The 19,869-nt window shown below is 46.0% G+C and carries 19 protein-coding genes and 1 riboswitch; of the genes, 2 read left to right on the plus strand and 17 right to left on the minus strand.

The features are described 5' to 3' along the window. Positions 1–20 precede the first annotated feature (20 nt). The 5 genes from ftsW to DESPCE1_RS0114185 form a co-directional block, all read right to left on the minus strand. Positions 21–1,208, minus strand: coding sequence for a putative lipid II flippase FtsW (gene ftsW, locus DESPCE1_RS0114165; RefSeq protein ID WP_028305582.1), 1,188 nt, complete (start codon positions 1,206–1,208; stop codon positions 21–23). A gap of 108 nt (positions 1,209–1,316) precedes the next feature. Beyond that, the gene (locus tag DESPCE1_RS0114170) at positions 1,317–3,302 is read right to left on the minus strand and encodes a bifunctional 4-hydroxy-3-methylbut-2-enyl diphosphate reductase/30S ribosomal protein S1 (RefSeq protein ID WP_019850872.1); all 1,986 of its coding nucleotides are present in this window, start codon (positions 3,300–3,302) and stop codon (positions 1,317–1,319) included. 120 nt (positions 3,303–3,422) lie between these two features. Next, positions 3,423–4,013, minus strand: coding sequence for a 1-acyl-sn-glycerol-3-phosphate acyltransferase (locus tag DESPCE1_RS0114175; RefSeq protein ID WP_014794616.1), 591 nt, complete (start codon positions 4,011–4,013; stop codon positions 3,423–3,425). Between the two features lie 18 nt (positions 4,014–4,031). Continuing rightward, a complete protein-coding gene (gene cmk, locus DESPCE1_RS0114180; protein ID WP_019850873.1) occupies positions 4,032–4,709 on the minus strand; it encodes a (d)CMP kinase in 678 nt (225 codons plus the stop codon). Positions 4,710–4,796: 87 nt separating this feature from the next. Next, entirely contained in the window at positions 4,797–5,552 is a 756-nt protein-coding gene (locus DESPCE1_RS0114185; RefSeq protein ID WP_019850874.1) for a CPBP family intramembrane glutamic endopeptidase, read from the minus strand. A gap of 67 nt (positions 5,553–5,619) precedes the next feature. Between DESPCE1_RS0114185 and DESPCE1_RS0114190 the strand changes: the two genes are divergently transcribed. Continuing rightward, positions 5,620–5,901, plus strand: coding sequence for a hypothetical protein (locus DESPCE1_RS0114190; RefSeq protein WP_014794619.1), 282 nt, complete (start codon positions 5,620–5,622; stop codon positions 5,899–5,901). Positions 5,902–6,275: 374 nt separating this feature from the next. Here DESPCE1_RS0114190 and DESPCE1_RS0114195 read toward each other — a convergent pair whose 3' ends face one another. From DESPCE1_RS0114195 to DESPCE1_RS0114235, 9 genes are all read right to left on the minus strand, one after another. Next, positions 6,276–8,006, minus strand: a complete 1,731-nt coding sequence (locus tag DESPCE1_RS0114195; protein WP_014794620.1) for an L-lactate permease — start codon at positions 8,004–8,006, stop codon at positions 6,276–6,278. Between the two features lie 591 nt (positions 8,007–8,597). Further along, positions 8,598–9,902, minus strand: coding sequence for a 3-phosphoshikimate 1-carboxyvinyltransferase (aroA, locus tag DESPCE1_RS0114200; protein ID WP_019850875.1), 1,305 nt, complete (start codon positions 9,900–9,902; stop codon positions 8,598–8,600). Further along, positions 9,889–10,800, minus strand: coding sequence for a prephenate dehydrogenase (locus DESPCE1_RS0114205; RefSeq protein WP_014794622.1), 912 nt, complete (start codon positions 10,798–10,800; stop codon positions 9,889–9,891). The genes aroA and DESPCE1_RS0114205 overlap by 14 nt, the downstream gene beginning before the upstream one ends. Then, positions 10,800–11,828 carry a 3-deoxy-7-phosphoheptulonate synthase gene (aroF, locus tag DESPCE1_RS0114210; protein ID WP_014794623.1) on the minus strand — a complete coding sequence of 343 codons (1,029 nt, stop codon included), beginning with the start codon at positions 11,826–11,828 and terminating at the stop codon, positions 10,800–10,802. Before aroF ends, DESPCE1_RS0114205 begins: the two co-directional genes overlap by 1 nt. 84 nt (positions 11,829–11,912) lie before the next feature. Further along, positions 11,913–12,278, minus strand: coding sequence for a chorismate mutase (gene aroH, locus DESPCE1_RS0114215; protein WP_019850876.1), 366 nt, complete (start codon positions 12,276–12,278; stop codon positions 11,913–11,915). A 17-nt stretch (positions 12,279–12,295) separates the two neighbouring features. Further along, positions 12,296–12,724 (minus strand): HutP family protein, encoded by a 429-nt coding sequence (locus DESPCE1_RS0114220; RefSeq protein WP_014794625.1) that lies wholly within the window; start codon positions 12,722–12,724, stop codon positions 12,296–12,298. Positions 12,725–13,066: 342 nt separating this feature from the next. After that, on the minus strand, positions 13,067–14,236 hold the full coding sequence (locus tag DESPCE1_RS0114225) for a Na+/H+ antiporter NhaA (protein ID WP_019850877.1): 1,170 nt from the start codon (positions 14,234–14,236) through the stop codon (positions 13,067–13,069). Between the two features lie 147 nt (positions 14,237–14,383). Further along, positions 14,384–14,478: riboswitch (cyclic di-GMP riboswitch) on the minus strand. Between the two features lie 83 nt (positions 14,479–14,561). Then, entirely contained in the window at positions 14,562–15,131 is a 570-nt protein-coding gene (locus tag DESPCE1_RS0114230) for a hypothetical protein (RefSeq protein ID WP_014794627.1), read from the minus strand. A 76-nt stretch (positions 15,132–15,207) separates the two neighbouring features. Beyond that, entirely contained in the window at positions 15,208–16,467 is a 1,260-nt protein-coding gene (locus DESPCE1_RS0114235; RefSeq protein WP_014794628.1) for an NAD(P)/FAD-dependent oxidoreductase, read from the minus strand. A 125-nt stretch (positions 16,468–16,592) separates the two neighbouring features. On the opposite strand from DESPCE1_RS0114235, the gene DESPCE1_RS0114240 reads away from it, so the two are divergent. After that, positions 16,593–16,901: a hypothetical protein gene (locus DESPCE1_RS0114240; protein ID WP_014794629.1), complete on the plus strand. Its 309-nt coding sequence runs from the start codon at positions 16,593–16,595 to the stop codon at positions 16,899–16,901. A 98-nt stretch (positions 16,902–16,999) separates the two neighbouring features. Here the strand turns inward: DESPCE1_RS0114240 and DESPCE1_RS0114245 are convergent, their stop codons facing one another. The 3 genes from DESPCE1_RS0114245 to DESPCE1_RS0114255 all read right to left on the minus strand — a co-directional run bounded on the left by DESPCE1_RS0114245 (position 17,000) and on the right by DESPCE1_RS0114255 (position 19,841). Next, complete coding sequence (locus DESPCE1_RS0114245) at positions 17,000–18,040, minus strand: 4Fe-4S dicluster domain-containing protein (protein ID WP_019850878.1); 1,041 nt, start codon at positions 18,038–18,040, stop codon at positions 17,000–17,002. Positions 18,041–18,197: 157 nt separating this feature from the next. Continuing rightward, entirely contained in the window at positions 18,198–18,935 is a 738-nt protein-coding gene (locus tag DESPCE1_RS0114250) for a FadR/GntR family transcriptional regulator (protein WP_014794631.1), read from the minus strand. A 186-nt stretch (positions 18,936–19,121) separates the two neighbouring features. Beyond that, a complete protein-coding gene (locus DESPCE1_RS0114255; protein WP_014794632.1) occupies positions 19,122–19,841 on the minus strand; it encodes a FadR/GntR family transcriptional regulator in 720 nt (239 codons plus the stop codon). Between the last annotated feature and the right edge of the window lie 28 nt (positions 19,842–19,869).

The following is a 19,869-nucleotide window of genomic DNA, read 5'->3' on the forward strand; positions in this document are numbered from 1 at the left end:
CTCATGCTTGACTTTCCCTATTATTCCCGCAAAGTCTTTCCTTCAATCGGAGAGATGGCTGAAGAGCGCCTCTGAGGCATGGATATTTTACTATATCGGGAAATATTCAGTAAGATGCCAATCTCCACCAGAGTAATCACCAAGGAACTCCCTCCATAGGAGACTAAAGGCAGGGTAATTCCCGTTACTGGCAATACTCCTGTGACGACGCAAAGATTGATAGCGGTTTGAATTGCCAGGGAAAAGGTAATCCCAAAAGCTAACAAACGTCCAAAGCGGTCTGGGCATTGTCTTGCAATGTAGAATCCCCTTCCATAACAGAGGACAAACAAACTAATTAATAATAAGGTACCAATTAACCCCAGCTCTTCTCCGATCAAAGCAAAAATCATATCCGTATAGGTCTCCGGCAAGTAGCCGAATTTTTGCATACTCCTTCCCAAACCTACACCGAAAATCCCCCCAGACCCAAAAGCAATCTCCGCATTAATGATTTGATAACCCAGTCCGGAGGCATATTTCCAGGGATCCAACCAAACGAGAATACGGTTCCATTGGTAGGTAGTATTATAAATCAGGTAGAGAAGAGGGGCACCAAAACAAGGAACGGCTAATATAAACCACCATGTCGACAGCTCAGTCTGCCAGAAAAGAGCGGCAGCTGTAAACACCAGGACTAGGGTCGTTCCTAAATCAGGTTGTTTATAGACTAAGGCAAACAGTGGAATAAGAATGAGGGCCGGCCAGATCAGATCCTTTAATCTTCTCACCGGATATCGGTCAATATAATTGGTCAAAAATAGAATCATGGCTATTTTGGCAATTTCCGAAGGCTGGACTCTTATAGGGCCGATTTGCAGCCAGCGGGAAGCGCCACCGGCTTCAATCCCACTATCTGAGCCAAGGACCATGACCAGTAGGATCAACGTAACTCCCATACCGATACCGGACAATTTCTTGAGCAAAGGATAAGGAATCCTTGTCATAATCAGTGCTGCAAAGCCACCCAATAAAGCCCATTTCCCCTGCCTCACCACATAGAAGAATACATTCTCACTCTCGCTGTAGCCCCGAACCGAACCTGCCGTGAGAACCATGACCATCCCAAAAACCAGAATAGCAAGAACCGATATCAATAAATAAAAATCCACCTCACGCAAAGGTTTGGGTATTTTTACGAGAGTAGAGCGTTTTCGTCTTTTCGGCACTGCTGATCCCTCACTTTAACTTCCATCAAAGGATAATTCTATGGACAGCAAATGACTTCCTGCAACCTTGCAAGAAGTCATACATGCCAAATGATCAAGTTTTATCCTTTAGGATTCTGATTCAGATTGAATTATATCACCGATAGTAACCTGAGGCGCTTCTGACTGACTGGCTAAAAGTTCTGCATCTTCCGTAGCCTGTGCTTCAGCAGTAGCTTCACGGATACTTAAGCTAATCCGTTTTTCTTCCGGCTTGCATTCAATGACCTTTGCTTGAACCATGTCACCGACTTTCACTATATCTTCAACTTTGTTGACCCGTTTTTCAGAAAGCTGGGAGATATGAATCAGCGCATCAATGCCATCCTCCAATTGGACAAAGGCTCCAAAGGGAGCTATGCGCACCACTTTTCCTGTAACCAAAGAGCCTAAGGCATACTTTTCAGGAGCGCTTTCCCATGGGCTGGGTTTTAATTGTTTTAGACCCAGGGAAATTTTGCCCTGATCTTTATCCACTTTGAGGATTTGGACTTCTACTTCATCCCCCACATTAACATATTCAGAAGGATGCTTAACCCGGGTATAAGCTATATCGGAAACATGAAGCAATCCGTCAACTCCACCGATATCCACAAACGCACCGAACTGAGCCAGTCTCTTCACGACGCCACTGACCACATCCCCTTCCTGAAGGGTCCCAAGGAGGTGCTCTTTCTTAGCAGCTTGCTCTTCTTGCAGAATTTCTTTCTGGGAAAGGACAACACGCCGCTTAGCCGGATCAAACTCAATCACCCGGAGACGCAGAGTCTGGCCTTTAAATTGATTTAAATCCTCTACATAACCTGGCTGAATTTGGGAGGCAGGGACAAAGCCTCGCATACCTACGTCAACAATAAGACCACCTTTGACCACATCAGCCACTTTTCCTTGAATCTCTTCTTTACTCTCCGCCAATTCTTTCAGCTTGTCCACAGCAGCCATTTCATCAGCCCGGCGTTTAGAGAGAACAGGGTTTCCTTCTTCATTCTCCACACGCAGGACGACAGCACTGATTTTATCGCCGATGGATACGATATCGCTGGGTTGAAGGCCAGAAGCTACGGTGAGTTCCTTCAAGGAGATAACTCCTTCCGATTTCCAACCTAAGTCAACAAATACTTCATCGTGATTGATTTTCACTACGGTTCCTGTGACTAAGGCTCCCCGATGCAAATTTTGCATTTCTTCAGCCCAGTCCTCCATATTCATCATTTCATGGGTTTCGTTATTTTCCATTGTCGACATCTTCTTATAAACCTCCTCAATAATCCAATCTGGTGTCGAGGCCCCCGCCGTTAATCCTACGGTTTCGACCCCTGTAAACCAGTTATTTTCCAATTCGTCAGCTGTTTCGATGAGATAGGTCCGGGTTCGTTCTGAGCAAATCCCCGCCAATTTTCTGGTGTTGGCGCTGTTTTTGCCTCCGACCACAATCATCACCTCAACATTACCCGCCAATTCACGGGCTACGGTCTGTCGCTCTTCGGTGGCATTGCAAATCGTATTATGTACCTTGAGCTCATGGGTATGTTTTTTTAACTCATCCACAATTCCATGGAAATTAGCTGCCGGTTGTGTTGTTTGAGCAAGTACGGAAAGCTTCTCATAAAAGGGGAGTTCCATGGCTTCCTCAAAGGTCTCAATGGCAATGGCACTCCCACCGGCCCAGCCTAAGATTCCTTGGACTTCAGGGTGCTGCCGATCCCCCACTACTACCACTTGACTGGATTGAGAGGATTCTGCAGCCAGCTGCTGAGCCTTTTGCACAAATGGACAAGTGGCATCCACTACCTTGACTTGACAGCGTTGGGCTTCATCATAGATATCCGGAGGCACCCCGTGGGAGCGAATAATCAAGGTGTCACCCGCTTGAGTCTCCTTCACTTCCCCTACCACACGAACCCCTTGCCTCTCCATCTTCTCCACAACCTGCTTGTTATGAATTAAGGGTCCTAAAGACGCGGTGCTTGAAGATTGAACAGTTCGCTCTGCCATATCTAAGGCTCGTTTAACACCAAAGCAAAATCCGGCTTTTTCCGCCCGGATGATTTTCAAGTTTGCCCCTCCTTAACTCGCATTACGCTTAAAATTCGATATAATTCCCAAAATTCCTTCATCAGAATTAAATTGCCCTCTCCGAGAAAAAAAATTCATTGTCCGTTTGCGGACAAATCATTATACCTTTAATTCCTCAATAGCCTTCATAATTTGTTCGGCGGCCCACTCCCTGCGGTTTTCAACTCCTTCAGGCGCCTTGAGTTGTTCAGGAGTGATGGGCTTTCCGATAATCACTTCCAGATGTCCCCATCCCCGCGTAAGGAGGTTTTGGGTTCCATTGACTCGTACAGGCACTATGGGAGCTTGGCTTTTTTCCATTAATAAAATCATTCCGGGAAAACCCTTTTGCATTTCACCGGTTTTAGAGCGGGTTCCTTCGGGAAAAAGCCCAAGGACTTTCCCTTCTTTAAGAACCTTCAAGGAGTTACGAATGGCACTGGTATCTCCTTGTCCCCGTTTGACAGGAAATGCCCCTAGTCTATGGAAAACCCCTCCCAAAAGTGGGTTGGCGAATAATTCCTCCTTAGCCATAAAAGAAACATCACGGGCAACACTACAGGCCGCTACCACAGGATCCCAGTTGCTGACATGATTGCTGACCATGATCACCGGACCGCTCTTGGGGAAATTCTCAATACCATGAACCTTCCAGCCCATCACTCGAAACTGAAGGCGAAATAATCTTCTAAAAAACTGATAGAGGCTCATTGGTCCTATCTCCTTACTTTATCCTATCTCCGGTTTATTCTTAATTAAGTTAAGAATACGTTCAACAATCTCCTCGACCTGCAAACCGGTTGTATCCAGTATGATCGCATCAGAAGCCGGAACTAAAGGAGAGACTGCCCGCTGTTGATCATGGTGATCCCGGGCTTCCATGTCCTTTTGCACCTCATCTAAGGACAGTCTTTTCCCGGATTGCTGAAGTTCCAGCCAGCGCCGTTTGGCCCTTTCTTCAGAAGAAGCGGTCAAAAATACTTTGAGGTCGGCATCAGGCAAGACATAGGTTCCGACGTCTCTGCCGTCCATAACCACCCCTCCGCGCCCGGCTTCCTGACGTTGAAGTTCTACTAATCGTTCTCTGACTTCAGGGTAGGCAGCAATCACAGAAACTGAACGGGATACTTCAGGGCTGCGTATGGCTTCAGTAACATCCAAGCCATCACAAAACACCCTTCTTGCCTCTGAGTGCTCCAGAGTGATATCCGTTTGCCGGGCCATTCTTGTAATGTCCTCTTCCTGTTTCAACGGTATATTTAGGTTCAGAGCCTTGTAAGCTATGGCTCTGTACATTGCCCCTGTGTCAACATAAAAAAGCTCTAAGCGCTTGGCGATTGCCTTGGCAATTGTACTTTTACCCGCACCTGCAGGGCCATCAATAGCTATCTGAAGATTTTTTTTCATAGTAACACCCTCAATTTGGCAACTTTAAAAAGACATTTTATTATACCATAATGGCCCTTGACCAACAATCCGTACCTTATCGTTTCATCACAACAATCCCTCTGAAAGGGCAACCAAAAGTAAGGCCACAATATTATTGACGGCATGTAAAGCTACGGCAGGCTTAATGGACTTATGCTTCATGACAAGATAAGCAAGGACCATCCCCAAGACAAAACGCGGTATAAAGCCGTAAGACTGTAAATGTAAACCTGAAAAAATTGCTGCACTTACCCCGGCGGCAGTCCACTTGCCCATATAGGTCTGCAAGCTGCCAAAGATAATCCCGCGAAACATGGTCTCTTCAATAATCGGGGCAAGGACCCCTGCCAGGATAAGATTGAGACAAAAGGTCACCACCGTGGCATTGCCCAATAATTTAGAATAAATATCCGTTTCGGGAGGTGTAAAACCTTTTTGGAATAAATAAGCTGCATAAAAAATATTAATAATCCAAGTCAGGGCATAAAAAGCCAGTACATTTCCCGCATATCTGCCCTTTACGTCCTTCCATCCCAAGTCACTCCATGTCCATTTGCGAACTCTCATGATGGCTAAAATAACGACTAAAAACATACCCTGAGTTATAAATCCATTGACGTAAAGCAGGATACGCTCATATTCCCACCAACTGGCGAACCAAGCCATCACATAGCCTACTCCAAGATAAAGGACGACGATTCCCAGAAGGGCATAAAATAAGTCGACCCAGGTCAAGCGCCTAGGTAGAATCTCAGTTCCATCCTCTTTCGTTAAAAGGGACTCCTGTTCCCGTTCATGCTCTTGATTTTCGATTCCTCTCACCTCTAATTAATTGGGTTTACGGCAATACTATTCTTATTGTAAAACAAAGTCCTCAGGAGGTCAAAGCATGAGTATTCTAGATTCAATTGTTGTAGATACTGCCCCTGTTACCACACTTCAAGTTTTTCATAAGCGATTGAGAATTCCTCTTTCTGTTTATCTCAATAAGGTAGGGGAATTTACAGATCCTTGGGATGAAAAAGCTTATCAGTTTTTTGTTCAGGGTTATTTAGATGAAATCGAAGATTCTGGCATCATTGGAATGGTCCGGCAAGAACATGATTCCGACTATGTTTATCTTGATGCAGCCATCCGTTACCCCACAGAGTCCCCTTTGAATTTCCAATAGACTCGGGTGCCAACAGAGGATGAAAAACGTTGTCCGGGTCGGGTAGCTTTATCCTACATCCGCGCCGCTCAGGCGCTCCAGAGCTGGCGGCCTGGTTTCCGCAGCAGCTGCGCCAAACCTCCTGGTAATACCTGATGTGAACCAGTGGCTCCGCTATCGCTGCGAAAACATCGCCCGCCTTGCCGTTCTTCCGTGCAATTCGCTCTCTTCTGTAGAATAAGCAAAATCCAGGAGAATCCGCTTTCGGGTACTGTTGCAGAGAACTCATCTCAAGCGTTGCTATAATCAAAGGGGCTGCTGCATACGAATTATTTTCGTAATGCAACAGCCCCTTTATTTTAGAAGCTCAATGCTCCTGTATGAATCATGATAGATTACATAGTAACCTGCATCCATGGGAAGATATAAGCTTGAGCCCAGACCAGTCCGCTGAGCAGAACGGCTAGTGCAATACTATGCCAGATAACTGCACGGAAGATTGGTCCAACGGCAGCCATACCTTCTTGATGGTTCTCATAGCAAGCAACGGTAGCAACCACGATACTTTGAGCATCGATCATTTTACCCATAACACCACCGGTACTGTTTGCGGTAACGATGAGGACAGGGTTCAAGCCAAGCTGTTCAGCAGTAATTTTTTGGAGTCCACCGAACATAGCGTTGGAGGATGTATCACTACCCGTCAGGAACACCCCTAGCCAACCGAGCATGGAAGCAAAGAAGGGATAGGCTGATCCTGTCTTAGTAAAGGCCAAACCGAGGATAGCATCGGTTCCTGCATAACGTGTCAGGTAACCTAATCCTAATACGGAGCAGATAACGGTGATGGGAACAACCATCCGTTTAGCTGTCATATTGAAGGCTTGAGCCCATTGAGCTGCAGAGAGTCTCAGGACAAAAATATTGGAAAGAATTGCAGCCAACATAATTCCTGTACCAGCCATGGTTAGGATATTCCAGCTGTAGACTGCAGCCATCGGTGTATCAGGTGAACCGACCGGTGCGGTATGGTGAACCATTCCATCAAGGAAAGGCACAGGGAATTTTGGATTAAAGATCCCATTCAAGAAGGTCTTAACATCACCCATACCCCAGAAGAATACTGCGATAGCAAGGAAAGCCCAAGGCATCCAAGCGGTGATGAGTTCCTTCATGCTGTGCTTGGGAACCTCCAGCTTCTTCTTATTCAGCTGGGTAGCAGCACCTTTGTTCTCATGGGCATCTTCGTGACCCATGATATTCTTGGGAGACCATACTTTTAAGAAGAGTGCGGTTACAACCATACTTACGATACCGGAACCGATATCGACAAGCATAACGTTTCCAGCTTGGGACATAGCGAACTGGGTGATAGCGAAGGAAAGGCCGGAAACTAAGGTTGCGGGCCATACTTCCCAGACATCTTTCCAGGATCCTTTATCCATGAAGACGAGGGTAGCAACGAGCCAGAAAGGAACGATAACGGAGAAGAAAGGAAGTTGACGTCCAGCTTGCATACTGATCAGCTCAGCTGGAATTCCTGTAACTTGACCCAAGGTAAGAATTGGTGTACCGATAGCTCCCCAAGCAACAGGAGCAGTATTAGCGATCAAGCAGATTACCGCAGCTGTCATCGGACGGAAGCCCAAGCCCACCATGATAGCACCGGACACAGCAACCGGAGTACCGAAACCGGAAGCACCTTCAATGAAAGCACCAAAGCTGAAAGCAATCAGCAATGCTTGCAAACGACGGTCAGGTGAAAGAGATGCTACAGAGTTTTTGAGAATTTCAAATTTACCTGTGATTAAAGTAGTATTATAAAGGAAAATAGCAGCAAAGATAATCCATCCGATTGGGAACAGGCCACTTAACGCACCATAACCAAAGGCAGCTAAAGTGGTTGGAACAGGCATCTTCATCATAAAGATAGCCACTAAAATAGCTACTATGGCCGCAGTAATAGCTGCATAGGGAGCAAAGATTCCAAGCTGCTTATTACCTTGTTTATCCTTGTGCGGATGTAAAGCGAGCAAATAGAGTAATACAATAATAGGCAGCGCTGCTAAGAACGTCGATAGCCACACATTACCCGTGGGGTTATAATTTTGAAAATACTCCGCCATTGTTTGTTGACGCCTCCTTTTGTTAATCCCCTCTTTAAGTTATTGCTATATAAAGGGACATTCGATGAATAATTAGGATTAGGACAGGATTAGAGTCCATTAGGATAAAGTTCTTGGATTAGGATAAATATAAAAATGCTATGCTTTAAAATCTTTCTATAGCACCCCCCCTTTCAAGTTCCGAAGTATCCAACTACTTCCAATAATCAGAAAATTACGTTTGTTTAATTTCTTTATTCGACGGACCGGTGTATTTCCCTTCTTCGTGAAATTAATAATTTCTAAAAATTTTAATAATTAATTCTATTCTGGTAGTCATAAGTTTTAATAATAATACGCATATCATCTGCCGAACTGACCACTAGACCAAAAATAATTTTAAAACACTGAGCGATAGAATTCGACGTTATATTGTCAAATCCTTCTTACTTGTGCAAGTTTTTTAAATTATTAATTATTTTACTTATTATCAAAATATTCGGTTTCCTAAATCCATATAATCCTAAGATGCAAAAAAAGAAGGACCGTTCGTTGGATAAACGGTCCTTCTTACTCTATTAGGAGTATTCCATTCTTAAGTTAAGAATCTCACTATTGAGCTATCTCATGGATCAAGTCCAAGAAATTAGGAAAGGAAACCTCTGCTGCTTCTATACCTTCCAGACTTACCCCTTCTTCAGAAAGCAGACCTGCCACCACCCAAGCCATAGCCAGGCGATGATCTCCATGACTCTGAGCAGAACCCCCTCGTAAGCTTTTAACCCCTTGAATCCGCAACCCATCGGGAAGCTCTTGTATGGTCGCACCCAGATCCTGCAGACCCTGGACGACCGTCTGGATTCGGTCCGTCTCTTTGACCCGAAGCTCAGCGGCATCACGAATAATCGTTTCACCTTGGGCAAGACTTGCCGCAACTGCAAGGACAGGAATTTCATCGATAAGCTTGGGTATCATTTCGCCTTGAATCTCTATGCCATGGAGCTGGGCCGGTCGTACGCGAAGATTGGCTCGTGGTTCACTGCATTCTTCCCATTCCCCTTCTACTTGGATATCTGCACCCATTTGCCAAAGGGCATCCAAAATCCCTGTTCGAGTTGGATTTATCCCCACATTCTTGAGAAGGAGCTCTCCCTGGGGAATGACGGTCCCTAGGACCAGGAAAAATGCAGCAGAGGAAATATCCCCCGGCACCGCTACTTCTCGTCCGGATAGGATCGCACCACCCTTTACCCTTGCGGTGCAGCCCTCGCTCTTTAGATCAACTCCAAATCCCCTCAGCATTCGTTCCGTATGATCTCGTGAAAGGAAGGGTTCTGTGACCCTGGTCTCTCCTTCTGCTCTCAGCCCGGCCAGAAGAATGGCGGACTTTATCTGAGCGGAGGGAACAGGCGAATTGAATTGAATCCCATGCAAGAGGCCGCCTTGAATGGTCAAAGGGGCATATTTTCCTTCTTGCCTACCGAGAATACGAGCTCCCATTTCCTGCAAAGGAAGGGTAACCCGGCCCATTGGTCGTGACCTGATTGAAGAATCCCCGGTCAAGGTCGCGCTGAAGGGGCAGCCTGCTAAGACGCCTAACATGATCCTCATCGTGGTTCCGGAATTCCCCACATCCAAAATATCCTGGGGTTCATGCCAATTCTCAAAGCCCCGGCCTCTGATCCAGACTTCCGCATCCCGCCGTTCCCATTCTACTCCCAGTGTCTTCAGGCATTCCAGCGTACTTAGGCAATCCTGTCCCAGCAAAAAATTCGTAATATGGGTTTCACCCTGAGCCATCCCGCCGAACAAAGCAGCCCGATGGGATATGGACTTATCTCCAGGGACCTCTATTTCACCTTGAATTCGCCGAATAGGATTAATTCGTATTCCTTTAGACTCATTATTTATTTGCATCTGATTCCCTCCGGTTCAGCATTTGACTCCTGGCCCTTTGAGCCCTCTCAAACACTTTAAACATCTCTTCGCCATCAGCGCCTGCAATGATCTCCCGAATCTCCTTAACCTTTTCTTCCCAGATATCCAGGGAGCGGAGAATTGCCGAGGCGTTGGAAAACAATATATCCCTCCACATTTCCGGTGAACTATCCACCAGCCGCGTAATTTCTCTGAAGCTCCGACCGGCTATTTCGAGGGGTTTCCCTCTTAAATTCCCTTCTGATGCAGTTAAGGCCAGCGCAAGGGACAGCACATGAGGCAGGTGGCTGATCAAGGCCACTTCATCATCGTGATCCTCAGCTTCCCGCAAGACGATTCTTGCCCCAAGTCCCTGGACCAATTGGGAAAACTTTTCCACCATCTCCTGAGGACAAGATGGGGGAGGGGTAATCACATAAGGGTAACTCTGGAATAAATTCGGTTTAGCCGCTTGAAACCCCTGCTGCTCTGATCCTGTCATCGGGTGACCCCCAATAAAATAGACCGAATTCATCTGATTGGCTGCTCGGCATATGTCTATTTTTACACTTCCTACATCTGTGATGAGGCTGCCGGCGGGCACACAACCGACGACCTGGGCAAAACTTTCTGCCAGCAGGGAAATTGGTGTCGCCAGGATAACCATATCCACGTCAAGGATCTCCGGTATATCCTGCCAGCCCTCTTTGATCCATCCCCGGGCTTCTGCTTCTTTCAGACTTTCTTCATTGCATTCTACAGCGCAGACAGTCCAGCCCTGCCCTGCTAAGGCACCTGCCCAGGACCCTCCAATCAGGCCGAGGCCGATGACACAAGCACGGGGCTGCCTTTGCCCTGTCCATCCTCCGGACAAAACAGTTTCCCGACCTTTTTCCATTACCGACGAGCCCCTTTCACCGGTCTGCCCAGTGCTTGCGACAGAACAGCCAATTCCTCCATCATGGCGGCGAAATTAGCCAGGGTTAAGGATTGCTTGCCGTCAGATACGGCCTTTTCCGGCTGAGGATGCACCTCAACAAGGATACCATCCGCCCCGGCCGCTACTGCGGCTTTCGTCATGGCAGGCACCAGATTCCAACGTCCGGTTCCGTGACTGGGGTCAACAATAACCGGAAGATGGGAAAGGGACTGAAGAGCGGGAACCATACTTAAATCCAGAGTATTTCTGGTGTAGCTTTCAAAGGTACGAATCCCCCGCTCACAGAACATGACTTGGTAGTTGCCTCCATCCATAATGTACTCTGCAGCCATCATCCATTCTTCAAGGGTTGCCGAGGGTCCCCGCTTCAAGAGGATGGGTTTATTGGTTTTGGCTACTTCTTTAAGGAGGAAGAAGTTCTGCATATTGCGGGCCCCGATTTGCAGGATATCCGTATAATGGGCTACAAGCTCCACATCCCGCACATCCACTACTTCAGTTACGACCAGGAGCCCCGTCTCTTCTCTGGCTTCGGCGAGAAGTTTTAATCCATCCTCTTCCAAGCCCTGAAAAGCATAGGGAGAAGTACGGGGTTTGAAAGCTCCTCCTCTCAAAAAGGTAGCCCCTGCTTCTTTAACAGCGTGCGCAGTCTCTAAAATCTGGGACCGGCTTTCAACGCTGCAGGGTCCCGCCATTACGTGAATTTCGTCCCCGCCAATCTCATAGTCCCCTATCTTAACGATGGTATTCTCACTCTGAAACTCACGACTTACAAGCTTATAGGGTGCCAGAATGGGAACCACTTTTTCTACCCAAGGCAGGGCTTCCAGGTCCAGAGCCTTCAGTCGCGAACGATCTCCTACGGCACCAATGATAATCTTTTCTACCCCTTGGGATAGATGAATCTTAAATCCCTCCTGGCTCAAACGCTCATTGATTTCCTGAACTTCTGTCTCACCGGCTCCACGCTTTAATACGATAATCATAATTTTCCACTCCTTAACTACCATCCTACTTTTTTGTTTATATTACTCACTTGCAGCGTGAGCAAAATCTACCATAATACAACTCTACTCCACAAGATCTCTGCGTAAGTTAACCGCATCTCTTAGGTACACCGGGTGGATTTCTTCTTGAGTTAAAGAAGACTCTACATGAAGCAGCACTCGAATACATAGTGGCAGCGAGCCTGAAACAGGAATTTCATTCAGGCAGATCATAGGCACCCTATCCCAACCCAGTTGACGTGCGAAAGTGGCAGGAAATGCAACATCGATATCCTTGGTCAGGGTGAAGATGGCACTGATAATATCTTCCGTCGCTAAGGAATTACGCATCATCATCTCCTGCAAGAGTTCCTGTGTCGCTTGACGGATTTGTTCTACATCATTTTCTTGAATCGTAATGGCGCCACGTATACCACGAACCCTCGTCACATTACTTCATCTCCCTTTTAATCCATATTTTCTTTCGGAGACGCCCTATGTCCCAGGCCCACAGCCACCTCATCCAGATGCAATAAGCCCACTCCAAAGAAAACCGCCACCGACAAATGTTCATCTCTCCTGGCAATACCGATTTTCCCACCGATATTTAATCCCATAGCCTTTGGCATAATCTGACTCAATGCTTCCCGGGTGGCTCCGGCAACAGCCCCTTCATCTCCATGGGTTTCCTTAATGACCCCTTCCCGCTTGGCGGCAACTATGGCCCTTTCCACGATTTTTTTAATAGCTGTAAGATACTCACCGCCATAATCCACAGCCACAGTACGAATTCCGTGGCGACCAAAACCATCCTTCAAGTGTGCTTCTTCTTCACGGCTTTCGGCCATGGCCATGCGCAATGCCGCCATAGCAATTTTCTTACTTTCTGCAACCATTCTATTCATTCCTTTCCCTTAAGGGATTCCTTTGATTAGATTATCCATCTTTAATAGTACTACACTATGTACTTTTAGACATTAGTACATTTCCTAAAAAAGAGAATAAAAAAGACACCTACGGTGTCAATTATCTGATTCCACCGTCCTACCATCCTTCCATTATTCAATTGGGGGGAAAAATAGAAAACTAAACCGTCCTACAACTAGTATCTCTACATCAGATGTTGAATTGGATATTAAATTATATTATATGATGCATCCGATCGATTTTCAAGCTCGAATCTATAGTTCTGCATGGAAAAATCAATTGCGGATGACCATACAGATTTGGGTTCAGAATTAAGCTTGAGTGTCTTGGCTTTTCTTAATTCCTAGCACTTTACCCGCGACCAAGGCAATGACTGCCGAAGCTGCACTGAAGAGGGCTCCCATTTTTGCTGCTCCTTGCAGACCCGGATCGATAAAGGCCACGCCTGAAACGAACAGGGCGACTGTGAGTCCCATAGCCGCTACCACGCCCGCCACAAGAAGCTCTTTATACCCCATGCCCTTGGGAAAGGGAAAGCCGATAACTGTTGCCAAAGAGCCCATTAGGAATATTCCCAGAGTTTTTCCTCCTAAGAGGGCAATGAAAATGAGCCATGTGAGGGTGCTGATTTCCGAGAACTCCACGCCCGCATTGGTTAACCCGAACAAAAGCAGGCCAAAATCCACGAAAATTTTCCACTCGTGCTCAAATGTTTTCAAAGTAGAATGATCTTTGGGATCATCCTCAAACAAGCCGAATTCCTCCCTGGGAGGGTGGGGCAGGAAGGGAACGATGAAAACCAGGGCCAGAGCCGGATGAATATGAGCCAGATAAAGCCCTGCCCAACTCAGCACTCCCCCAAAGACGATATAAGGCCAGTAGCTCCGAACATTTTTGCGTCGAAGCAGATAAGCGACCAGCATCCCTCCCACAGTGAGCAATAACCAGATCGGGGCCACCGGATTGGCGGGGTCAGGGTAAAAGAAGGCGATAATCATGAGACCGATGCCATCATCGACAATAGCCAAGAGCAATAAAAAGGAGACGGCAGCATGATGAGCCCCAAACACTACCCTTGCCACCAACCAAGCTAAGGCGATATCGGTGGCTGTAGGTATGCCCCAACCTTTAGCGAATTCGGAACTCCCTATCAGGGCATTTAAACCAATAAATACAAGGGCCGGGCCCAGAACACCGCCAAGGGTGGCCATTAAGGGGTTGACGGCCCGTTTAATGGGATTTAAGCTCCCTCCAGGCAATAGGCTCTGGGTGATTTCAACAGCCGCTATAGCAAAAAAGAACACCATAAAAATATCATTAACAAAGAAATGAAGGGATAGGTCTCCCATAATTTCATTGTGCACAAAATGATGGTAATTCTCCGGCACTAAATTAGCCCAAACAAGTGCAATAAGAACACCTAGAATTAATGGTATTGAAAACTCCTGCAAAAAATTAATAGTCTTTTTCTTCGTACTCACTGGATCTCCCCCTCAAGTCAATAATAATGTGTAAATAGGATAGACAGACTCATAATGTCGCGGTCCTGTAAGCACTCCTTTCCTAAAAAAGCATACAAAAAGAGAGTAGTCCAAAAAGGAACTACTCTCCCCTAAGAAGTTCTAAGCACTTGTAGCTTGGCGATCTTAGTCGATCTTGCGCAACGACCTTAGACCCATAGCTTTAGCGTCCTTTGCTTTCACAAAGTTTGCCCCAACCATTAGAAATATTTAATTTTTAATAATTTAGTATAGCATAGATAAACTGCCTCAGGCAATAACCGAGCAACATCTTTTATCCCATGTCCTAGCGGCTGACTCTTAAAGTTTGGACATTATGCTCGATAATAACCGTCTGATTAAGCCGAGGCTCTGTCAGGGCGGAATCTTTCCTGATCACCTGTATGCGCACAATGGCGGATACATTGGTTCCATCCAACTGAAGTATTCCTCCTTGAACAGGGATCTCCAATTCCCCTCGTGCTAAGGTTCCGAGAACTTTTCCATTTTGGATCACGCGGACCGGTGCGGCGGGAACAGCTTTGAGGGTTATCAGGGATGTTTGAGAAGTCGCTTCCTGAATTAAATTCGGTGTGACCGTACTTGATACCGGCGTACTGTCCAAGGAAGGCGCTTCTACGTTCTGTGCCACGGAAATATAATAATCCACAGGATCTTTAGCTAACCCTAAAGCCATCTGAGCTAAAACCAAGAAGACAGCTGAGAGAACGACCGCCCGAATAATAGCCTTCTCGAATTTAAGCAGACCTGACGAATAATTATGCCGACGTTTATTGGCACGGGCTGTGGTTCTCCCGGAACGAGGAATAAATCCATTTCGCTTCTTATTCTTACTAAAAAATTGCAAAGGACGCATAAACTTCACCTCATCACCAGTTTATGCGTCCTGTGTAGAACTAAGACATGATTATTATTTTTAGAGCGTGCAGATTCTAGTCATTTATTAAAGCGTATTCTCCCGCTCCTCGGCCAGCCCGGTATCCCATGGCAAAAGCTGCTTGCAGATTATAGCCTCCTGTCACTCCATCCACATCCACTACTTCTCCGGCCCAATACAGACCCTTGACCTTTTTGGAAGCCATGGTCTTCGGATCGATTTCTTTGACATCCACTCCTCCAGCCGTCACGATGGCTGCAGCTAGAGGTAAGGTCTCTTTGATGGATAAAGGGAGCTCTTGCAACAAATGCACCAGGTATTTTCTTTCTTCCCTATTGATACTATTGACCACTCTCTCAGGGGGGATTTTAGACAATTGGATGATTATGGGAATCAAGCTTTTAGGGAGGATCTCATCCAGTGAGTTCTTGAATTGCTTATTTAAGTATTTCTTAAAATCTCTTTGTACCCTCTGATCCAATTGTTCTGCCGTCAAGGCAGGTTTGAGGTTGATAGTCAGGTGAACCTTTTCTCCGCGGGCCAATACTTCTCCCGCCCAGCGGCTCAAAGTAAGAATAATCGGGCCGGAGACACCGAAGTGAGTAAAAAGCATCTCTCCAAATTCTGTTTGCTGCTTTTTCCCGCTATACCACAAAGCGGCTTCCACATTCCTTAGGGAAAGCCCTTGAACCTGAGTCACCCAGTCTTCGTGAGTTCTCAACGGAACAAGAGATGGCCGCGGGGGGATAACCTTATGGCCTAGCTTATGAGCCATCTTGTAGCCATCTCCTGTGGAGCCTGTAGCTGGATAAGAACCGCCCCCCGTACAGATGATCACCGACTTTCCTTCAAGGATTTTTCCATTGCCTAAACGCACACCCCAGACCTTCTCTTCACGAAGAAGTATCTCTTCCACCGTTTGTCCGGTAGCCAACTCCACTCCCGCATCCATATTATACTTGAGCAAGGCCTCAACGATTTGCTCGGCATCATCAGAGATAGGGAATACTCGCCCTCCCCGTTCTATTTTGGTCTCAACACCATAATGGGAGAAGAAGTCGCGAAGTCTTACATTATCAAATTCTCTTAAGATCCCATGGAGAAAACGCCCATTGCCTGGGTAATTCCGGATAAAATCTCCCACATTCTCGGCATTGGTTAGGTTGCAACGTCCTTTACCCGAAATGGCGATTTTCCGTCCAGGGCGTTCTTTCTTTTCGATAAGCAGAACTTCAGCCCCCTTTAAGGCAGCTTGCCCCGCAGCCATAAGTCCGGCTGCTCCTGCTCCGACCACAATAACACGTTCTTCTTTCATCTTTAATCCTTCCTTGAATCTCAATATCCTCTTTGACTGTACAAACATAAATTTGCTTAAAGTTTTTGTGATTATCGCATTCTTATGCTATATTAGGTTTAAATTCAACTACGGGAGGAGTCACTATGGAATTGGATCAAAAAACAACTTTATTAATACAAATATCTGCTGCCGCAGCTACGAATGCCCTGGCCAACCTTCGTTCAGCCGTTACGGATGCCAAAGCCTTAGGGGTACCTAATGAAACCCTGCGCCAAACCATCGAGCTGGCTTTGGAAGTTCAGCAACAGCCACTTTCTCATACTCGGCATTTAACGAATCAACTCTTAAGGGAACCTGCGAAGAAAAAGTCCACCGGACAAGATGGCGCTTCCCCCGCTCTTCATGTGCACGGCCATAGCTGTGGCTGTGGCTGTAATCATCACAATCATTAATCACGAAAGAGTCTTCCCACTGTTGCCCTACCGAAAACGAAATCACTGATAGGCAGAGAAAACACGGCTTAGCCGTGTTTTCTATTTATTTTAGGAATCTAAGAATTAAAGATGCTATCACTTGAGGAAGAAGCGCAAGCGACACACATCGGGGGTTCAGAATTATCGAATACTTGCTTACCACAACGGGTACAATGCTTAGGACTTCCTTTATGGAGAAGAATTTTACCCGTGTAGTGACGATGAGACAGTTGCTTTTGCACAAATTCCAGGGCCTTCGGGTTGCAAATATTGACACAGCGCTGACAGCGGACGCATTTATAAGGTTCATAAATAAGGGTTAGTTCCTCTCCATTTTCTCTCTTGGCAAGTGCTGTTTGGGGGCAGATGGCTGCACAAACCCCGCAGTTAGTACATTTATTTCCCACCTGCAAAGCAGGGATTGGGATCTTGTCCTGGGGACTTCCTTCCATCCGCCTTACTAATAATTGGCGCGTACGGGGGATTGGGTAGGCTTCATCAGCTGTCAACCCAGGTAATATGCTTTCGAGCTTCTCCCAACCTTTCTGCTTCCACCCTCTTTTTTCCGCCGGCTTTTTGGGTAGGGCAGCTCTGCTTTTTTGACCAATTCCTGGTGTTTCAGCTTCTTCTGGTTGGTCAGGACTTACTTGGATGACTATCGGGGGATGATCCGGCCAATCCTCATGGATGGCTTTGAAGCTCTTCACACTTAAAGCACAGGCTCTTTTATCAGGGCACTCTGCACATTTCCCCGTATGGATGATAACCTTCTTCTCCTTCGCGGCGTGCATTAGGGTAAGCCACAGATCACCATCAATTATCCCCAAACAGGGGATCTCAAATCCTAAAGGTGCTGCCTGAGGACAATTGAGAGTAATCTCCTCACCTTCCTCAATGTAAGTATGCAGGAGGTCTGTCGAACGATCCACAAAGCCATCGCTAGGACAAACGGCCATACACACCCCACATTCGGTACACTTTTTGGCATCAATTTCGCGATATTCCGAAATAGCCTGATGAGGGCAACCCTCTATACATAACCGACAAGGCTTAGCATAGGGTTTTTTTGTATTTAAACAATTCTTATGATGATAGACCATTTGACATGTGTTTAGCATCTACTTCACCTCTTAGAACAACGCTTGATCTATTTTATCCTGCAAAAGCCCTAAAAAAATTTTCATCAAGCTTAGTATAAACGTTTTAACAGAGAAAAGAAAGGACAGAGCCCTTTTACGCTCTGTCCCAATATTTTCATATCTTATCTAAAGCATATCAATTTATAGATTTTGCTGCATTATTTTCTTCATCAAAGCCTTTTAAGATTTCTTCCTCGACCCCAGTAAGGTGGGCGAGCATAAAGTCCTTTGCTCCTTGTATATCCTTTGCCATAATAGCTTCATAAATCTTTTTATGCTCTTGAAAAAGAAGAGCAGGTGTATATTTTCCTTCATACAGCTTCGAACGACTCGTCTTAAGACTGTATTTCATAAGATCCGATATGGTGTCCATAAGCCGGATCATAATCTTATTCTTTGTTGCACGTGTAATAGCATAATGAAATCGATGGTCCGAGGAGCCATCGGAGGTTGGACTGTTTAAATCGTCTTGTAACCGCTCTAATGCCGCGGATAATTCTCTTAAATCCTCTCCCTCGGCACGCTCAGCAGCCATCCCTACAGCTTGAACCTCAAGAATCTTACGAATCTCCAGCAATTCGAGCACTGTCCCCTTCTCCATGGTGAGCATCCATGCTAAAGGCGCAACCACCGATTCGGAACGCAATTTGCGGACGAAAGTTCCCTCACCGCTACGCACTTCAAGCAAGCCCATCAATTCTAATGCACTTAGGGCTTCCCGAATCGAAGCGCGACTCACCTTTAATCGCTCCACCAGATCTCGCTCTGAAGGCAATCGATCGCCGGGTTTAAGCTCTCCACGAGCCACCAGTTCACGAATTTGCTCCACGATTTCTTCATAAATTTTACGTGTCTTAATCGGTTTAAGCTCCAATGTTAACTCTCTCCTTAAGGATAGCCCTCAATTCTCACTTAAGTTTATCACGAACAACTCTGCATTGACTAGCAATATTTCTGTCAATTAAAATAAATTACTCAATTCTGAACCTATAATTTAAATAAAATAAAAACTGACCACCCAAAAGATAAGGGATCAGCATTACAACTTGGTCATACCATCCTAGACATTATTACTGGAGTAATAGCTCAAGAGCCGTTCTTCAACCCCCGCCAAATGCTCCAGCATATAATGACGAGCTTGTTCATCATTCTTTATCCGAATAGCATCTACGATGAGAACATGTTCCTTATATAAGATTTCAGGTGTAGCATGCTCTTCATAAAGGCGCACCCGACTGGCTTTTAAGGATTGATGCATGGTATCTGATATAGCATTCATAAGTCGGAGCAGGATTTTATTTTTGCTGGCTCTGGCTATGGCGTAATGAAAACGCAGATCCGCTTCTTCCCCCAATTGACCGGTTTGTACATCGTCATACATAGCTTTCAGGGCCTCTTCCAACTCACTCAGATCGTCAGAAGCTGCTCTTTTGGCAGCTAAAGCCACGGTTTGGCCCTCCAACATTTTTCGAACTTCCAGTAATTCCAGAATAGTATCTTTCTCCATACTCAAAACCCATGTTAAAGGTGTCACAATAGAATCTAAATTGATTTTCTTAATATAGGTTCCTTCTCCACTGCGAATCTCCAAAAGCCCCATCATTTCCAGTGCACTAAGGGCTTCTCGAACAGAAGCACGACTGACATTAAGGCGAACTGCCAAATCCCGCTCAGATGGCAAACGATCCCCCGGTTTTAGATCCCCTTTAACCACCAAAACCCTTATCTGCTCGATGATTTCTTCGTATATTTTCTTCGTTTTGATTGGTTTTAAATCCATGATACCCTCCTCTATCTATATAGAAAGT

Origin of the sequence: Desulfitobacterium sp. PCE1, from assembly GCF_000384015.1 — a bacterium.
GTDB lineage: Bacteria > Bacillota > Desulfitobacteriia > Desulfitobacteriales > Desulfitobacteriaceae > Desulfitobacterium > Desulfitobacterium dehalogenans.